Raw genomic sequence first — 5,260 nt, 5'->3', positions numbered from 1 at the left:
ATGTCTTTAAACGCTTTGCTATTTGCTGAGGAGACCATAAACAACGGATCGCTTCAACAATAAATTTCCAGAGGATTGAATCGATTTTGAGTTTTCTGTGACCACGTCTACGTCTAGCGAAGGTGTTATCAGAAGCATATCGAGCTTGATAAACGTCATTGATGCTATTTCTTTTAAGCTCACGATAGATCGTACTAGGATGTCTTTTAATGAGTTCAGCAAATTTTCTGGCTGAAAAGCCTTCTTTTCTTGACTCAAGCATTAATGCAGTACGATCTTCAAAGTTAAGATGATGGTATGACAATTTTATATACTCCATAAACCCTTTAAATTAATTAGGTGGTTTATGTCGCACTTCAAGTTTTACTCTGCCTATTCATTTGGTACATTAGGTAAATTTAAATCAGGGTATGATTTAAAACCAAATCGACTGTAATAATTTGGATCACCTAATAGAACGCAACCTTTTCCGCCTAATTCTTTTAACTTTTGAAGAGCTGCATTCATTAAAAGAGAACCAATGCCAATTCCTTGTTTCTTTGGACATACAGAAATAGGGCCTAGGCCATACCAACCAGTTTCACCTGACGTGATTGTAACTGGTGAAATAGCCACATGACCTACAATTAAGCCATCTTCTATAGCAACCAAAGAGATCGTGAGTTGCTTATGTTTCCGAAGGCTATTCACAATAAATTGTTCAGTATGACTAGAATGCTCTTCATTTAAGAACGCGGCTTTCGTCAACGCTTCGATATTTTTAATATCTTCGGGTTGTTCATCTCGAATTGTAATATTCATATTTTTCTTTCTCTTAATAAATAGCAACTTATATCAACGGTTGTCTAGTTGAGGGCGGACAGTCTGAAGCCCTAACAATGTAATTTGATAAGGTTGGCTATTTTTAGATTTGATTAAACGTTTTGCTTTTAGCTTTTTAAACACATCTAAGGAACAATCAGATAGCACGAAACCTTCTCGTGTATAGCATTCAACGAAATAGACTGTGCCTGATGCGTCACGTTGGTATTTAATATGTCCGCCTTTGGCAAGGACATGGAGAGTTCGTTGTTCGAACTTTGAAAGATTCATGTTGGAGCCTTGATAATAATCAAACGTGCAAATAGAGGTGATCAGAAATATGACCACAGAAAAATTGCGACATTGATAATCAACTCAATAATAAAAATTGAGAGTGATTATCAGATGATTACTATCTCCAACATATAAACCTCTTTTAGAAGGGGGATACTTTTATTCAAAAGATATATTAACGTTATATATCACTTAATAACAAATGTTTTTTATATTCATAGACCTTTCATTTATATAAAATCAGGCAACAAAAAAACATGTATGAGTTTTAGTAAATGAAAAAAACAATTTTTAGCCTAATTTTCGCTATCTGTGCAGCTTTTTCAAATAGTATTCAAGCAGAAGAAGTTTATTATCAACAAGAAGATATCGCTTATGCTTTTGAACTAGATTCAATCGAATTTTATTTACCAAGTAAAAGTAAATTTAAAATTACTGCTACCAGAAAACTAGTTGGCGTACCCGAAACAAAGTTTTATACAGGTGATTTTGATAAAGATAATATTGCACAATTTCATATGGCTTTTGACTGTTCACACAAGACGATACAGATTTTAGACTTTATGATTGGTGATAAAAATAATGGTGAACTTAAGTACAAGAGCGATAAAAAGAGTGAAGTAATGAAAGCCACGGGTGAGAATGATTTAGCTATGCTTAATTTAGTATGTGAAAATGCTAACGCTATAAAATAGTGTCTGTGAATCATAAAGCTTGTTTTTAATACACGTATATACAATTTTCTTGGCGACCCACCTTTGGAAAAAATGAAGCTAAAGATTTAATAATTATGATACCTGTACAGACATTCTCGGTTTTTGCAATTTTTCTGTTGTTTATTGCGCCATTGATTGGTGTTGTACTAACACTAGGCCTATTAGTGAAAGCACTATTCTTTTGGCGAAAGAAGGCTCAAAAGCCTGTGAGTTTTTTTTCTAAAAAGACATTATTTATTACGCTAGTGGCATTGATCTGTGACCTGTGGGCAGGTTACTTATTTTATATGAGTGCATCGGTAGAGTATGAGATTGCACTTAAGGAGCATTACAAGGAAAGTCGCAGCCATTTCGTTTTATCTCAAGATGCCCAATATGGTGAACTGTTGATTCCTAAAGGGAGTTTAATTAGTCGTTACGATGCTTTTGACAACGGCGAGCCACAAGTACCCTTTAGCTTACGTGGATTAGAGGCTTTACGTTTTCCTCATCCTGTACAGGTTGCAGGAATGTGGGTAACTGCGATGGAGCCTCCTCGAATCGAATTAGCGTGGGATCAGCAAATAGGTCCAGTTATGCGCTTTGATCCTAATGAGGGAAATGGTTATGGTAAATGGGTTTACGATACGAAACGTCCTACCATCGCTTGTTCTCGTGGAGACATCGTACTACTTGAAATACCTCTCATTGATTATGATATTCAAAAAGAATTTGGTAAACCTGAGCCTGATGGAGCTAATGCTCGTTTTCGCCCGAGTGAGTGGGGTGTTCAACAATGCGAAAAAGGTCAGGGTCCAATTAAGGTTAGTCCTGCATATACTGGGACTGCACCAAAGAAACCTTGGTTTTATAAATAATAAGTTGTTGAATTGAAAAAAGCCTCTGTAGAACAGGGGCTTTTTTTATAATTTAGATAATGCCCATAATATTAAATTGATCAAAATTAGGTTAAATATTGGGAGTCAGTTCATTTATGCACATTCCAAGCTTTTAATAAACGCCAGATATTTTTATCTACCTTTTTCCAATCTTTTAATGATTCGTAAGGCATTGTCCATTTTATACTTATATTTGGATATAGAGGTGTTTCAACTTCTGTAGTCACTACAATTTGATTATTTCCATCATGTTGTTTAGCAATTGTCATTAAAAATTCAGAATGATAGGAGTCTGATGCATTTCCTATACAATGATAAAAACGAGAAATATGAGCTTTCAAATTCTTAAGTGAGTAACATTCTAATTCAAATTTTTTGAATAAATCTTCATCTTTAATAACTTCTTGAGAGGTAAAATAATTTATCCACTCTCGTGGTGTTTTTTTATATCTTAAATATATTGGATCAGCAGTACTAAATTTTTCTACTATTACTTTTACTTGGTTTTGATGACTTGTATCATAGAAATTATTAATTTCTATATTTTTAGCATTATTCAAAAGTAAGTTAAATTGCATAGGATTTTCAGGGTCTGCAACATTTTCGATGGTATCATTTTTACTTAGATTTTTTATTTTAGGAATAAAGTTAATAGGAAACTGACCAAGAAAAGGGCTCTTTAAAATAGTACCTTTTGCAATATTTGTTTTATCACCTACAACTGTTTTTAAAATTAAATTTGATGAAATACCCCAAACAACTAAATCCCCTTGTTTAGAAGTGTCTTTATAATATTTGACATTAGATTTTTCAGATAAATGTTGAGATGCTGTTTTCGATGAGTCTGTGCATCCGAATATAGCAGTAGATTGTATTAGAATAATTATAATTTTCATGAAGTTCATAATGAGAATTTTCCATTCATGTCTAGATTAGAATATATAACTATGTGGCTTATAGAGAAATTCAGAGATAAATAAGAATATTTACTTATTAAATTTCTATAAAATCAAAGTAATACACCTTATACGGATAAAAAATGGGAGCACTCAGCTCCCATTTTCTATTTTTGCTCATGTTCTTTGTAGTATTGATGCGCTCTCTTAGAATTATGCTTCCAACTTTTAGCCACTTTGTGGAAATATATTGGAAGATCATCCCAAATAATTAATTATAAAGGGATTTTATTGTCATATTCTATTGGGTACCCATTATGTTAAATAGACCTTTGGTCTATTACTAATTTTAAATCTCAATCAGATTAATGGGGAAGCTGTGGAAACGCCTTTCTATATTTTTCTTGATCCTGATACTTACTAAAGTTTTGTAATCTTTGTACGACTTTTTGATCATTACTCATGGATTCCGTTGCATAACGCCCTAAATACTCAAATGATTGTGTTAGCGCATTAGTTCCTTCATTTTCTACAACTGCAGTAACCGCTTGAGTACAACTTTGCGTCATGATTTTATCAAAAATATTTGCAACCCTGCGATCTACACGTTCTAAATCTGCGCTTGAGATTTTTGCGTAGTTTGCTAAATCTTGTTTCGCAGCAAAACCAAAAAACATCCATTGCACCATATCCTTACGGTCTTGTTCGGTAACTGAACTTTTTAAACACTGAACTAATTTATCCTGATATTCCCCAGCATGGCTGAATGAAGTAATAAATAGAGAAGACATTAGTAATAAAATAAATTTTAATTTGTATGAATGCATAAATAAGCTCTAGCAAAACAACTAATTGATATTGAAAATTAAAATAACATATTCTTTGTATATAATGTTAGTGGAAGATAAAAATCCCAAACAGTGATATTTTGATTTTATAAACCCCCATTTAACAATAACTCACGCATTATTTATCCTTACTTTTTAATGATCTAAATTAAAACAAATGTCATTTTGTGTGCTTGACTGCAAAAGGGTTGGGCACTATTCTTTGCCTGCTGGCCACATTGCCAGTCGGTTTTAGCAGACCGTATATTATCTCCCGCATCAGAGCCATTCCTTCTGAGGAATACTCATATGTGGTAGCCACTCGTTCCTTTCCCGTAGCGGTAGGATGATCTGACCCCATAAAGTTGGACAGTTAGTTAAGCAGTTTTTATAAACTGGTTTCTATATTGTACCGGGGATAAACCTTGTAGCTTCACCTTGATTCTCTCATGATTATAATAATGAATGTATTCTCGTATCGTTTTCTCTAATTCATCAATTGATTGAAATTTTTCTCCATGAAAGCATTCCGATTTTAATATTCCAAAGAAGCTTTCTATTACAGCATTATCTAAGCAATTTCCTTTACGAGACATACTTTGAATTAAACCATGTTGCTTTAATTGCTGTTGGTAATGAGCCATTTGATATTGCCATCCTTGATCTGAATGGAGAATTGGTTTCTCATGTCGCTTAAGTTTAGCTAAGGCATGAATGAGCATATCTTTCACTAACTCATAATTGAGTTTACGTTGGATCCGGAAAGTAATAATTTCCCCATTAAACAAATCTATAATTGGTGATAGATAAAGTTTTTCACCGTTAACATTAAATTCCGTCACATCAGT

At 33.3% G+C, this 5,260-nt stretch carries 7 protein-coding genes and 1 pseudogene; 2 read left to right on the top strand and 6 right to left on the bottom strand.

All coding sequences use genetic code 11. The annotated features are described in order from the left end of the window. The 3 genes and pseudogenes from J671_RS24140 to J671_RS24130 form a co-directional block, all read right to left on the bottom strand. Positions 1-262 (bottom strand): helix-turn-helix domain-containing protein (locus J671_RS24140; RefSeq protein WP_249364822.1); only part of this gene is annotated, 262 nt, incomplete at its 3' end. 113 nt (positions 263-375) lie between these two features. Further along, a pseudogene (locus tag J671_RS24135) lies at positions 376-801 on the bottom strand (GNAT family N-acetyltransferase); the annotation flags it as partial. Between the two features lie 33 nt (positions 802-834). Further along, complete coding sequence (locus J671_RS24130; RefSeq protein ID WP_001054060.1) at positions 835-1,092, bottom strand: YjhX family toxin; 258 nt, start codon at positions 1,090-1,092, stop codon at positions 835-837. Between the two features lie 278 nt (positions 1,093-1,370). Between J671_RS24130 and J671_RS24125 the strand changes: the two genes are divergently transcribed. Both J671_RS24125 and J671_RS24120 read left to right on the top strand, forming a co-directional pair. After that, positions 1,371-1,790 (top strand): hypothetical protein, encoded by a 420-nt coding sequence (locus J671_RS24125; protein WP_031983731.1) that lies wholly within the window; start codon positions 1,371-1,373, stop codon positions 1,788-1,790. Between the two features lie 137 nt (positions 1,791-1,927). Further along, positions 1,928-2,668, top strand: a complete 741-nt coding sequence (locus J671_RS24120) for a hypothetical protein (protein WP_081404961.1) — start codon at positions 1,928-1,930, stop codon at positions 2,666-2,668. Between the two features lie 110 nt (positions 2,669-2,778). Here the strand turns inward: J671_RS24120 and J671_RS24115 are convergent, their stop codons facing one another. From J671_RS24115 to J671_RS24105, 3 genes are all read right to left on the bottom strand, one after another. After that, the gene (locus J671_RS24115) at positions 2,779-3,585 is read right to left on the bottom strand and encodes a hypothetical protein (RefSeq protein ID WP_228132369.1); all 807 of its coding nucleotides are present in this window, start codon (positions 3,583-3,585) and stop codon (positions 2,779-2,781) included. A 365-nt stretch (positions 3,586-3,950) separates the two neighbouring features. Then, positions 3,951-4,412: a hypothetical protein gene (locus J671_RS24110; protein WP_031983727.1), complete on the bottom strand. Its 462-nt coding sequence runs from the start codon at positions 4,410-4,412 to the stop codon at positions 3,951-3,953. Between the two features lie 377 nt (positions 4,413-4,789). After that, positions 4,790-5,260, bottom strand: a 471-nt coding sequence (locus J671_RS24105; RefSeq protein WP_031983726.1) for an IS3 family transposase, incomplete at its 5' end; no start/stop codon positions are given.

Source organism: Acinetobacter sp. 1130196 (genome assembly GCF_000588095.1).
GTDB lineage: Bacteria > Pseudomonadota > Gammaproteobacteria > Pseudomonadales > Moraxellaceae > Acinetobacter > Acinetobacter nosocomialis.
The sequence above is the reverse complement of the archived record's forward strand: the minus strand, read 5'-3'. Positions and strand labels throughout refer to the sequence as shown.